This is a genomic window from Micromonospora sp. AMSO1212t, assembly GCF_008868145.1.
Taxonomy (GTDB): domain Bacteria; phylum Actinomycetota; class Actinomycetes; order Mycobacteriales; family Micromonosporaceae; genus Micromonospora; species Micromonospora tulbaghiae.
Map to the genome: position 1 here is coordinate 1 of NZ_WBKS01000268.1, position 668 is coordinate 668.

The 668-nt window shown below is 72.8% G+C and carries 1 protein-coding gene; it reads left to right on the forward strand.

Annotation, left to right across the window (positions count from 1 at the left end):
- Positions 1-120 precede the first annotated feature (120 nt).
- The coding region (locus F8279_RS29755; protein ID WP_151501718.1) for a GNAT family N-acetyltransferase at positions 121-668 on the forward strand (548 nt) is incomplete at its 3' end.

The window sequence follows — 668 nt, forward strand, 5'->3', positions numbered from 1 at the left end:
GTGAGAGGTGGGGGGGGCGGCGGTGGGCGCGCGGATGGCGTGGCGGCGGGGTGCGGGGTTCGTGCGGGTGGTGCTGCTGGTGGTGGTGCTGGCGCTGGTGGCCCGGTTGGGTTACGACCAGTGGATGGCGGGCTGATCGCGGTGGCGGTGCGGGCGGAGCACGACCGGGCGGTGCTGGCGGGCCTGCTGGGCCGGGATCCGGTGTTGCACGCGTACCAGTTGGGTGATCTGGACGATTTCTTCTGGCCGTACACGTCGTGGTTCCGGCGTGGCGACCAGGTGGTGTTGCTGTATCACGGGGTGGAGTTGCCGACGTTGCTGGCGTTCGCGGCGCCGGATCGGGTGGCGGAGCTGGCCGGGTTGCTGGTGGAGGCGGCGCCGGTGTTGCCGGCGCGGATGTGGGCGCACCTGTCCCCCGGTCTGGAGGCGGCGCTGGACCGCTGGTTCGTGGTGTCGGAGGCGGCGGCGCATCACCGGATGGCGTTGACGGATCCGGGTCGGCTGGCGGCGGTGCCGGGGGTGGGTGAGCCGTTGGGGCCGGCGGACGCGGCGGAGCTTTCCGGGTTGTACGCGGTGGCGTATCCGGGGAACTGGTTCGACGCGCGGATGTTGGAGACGGGCCAGTACGTGGGTGTGCGGGAGCGTGGTCGGCTGGTGGCGGTGGCGGG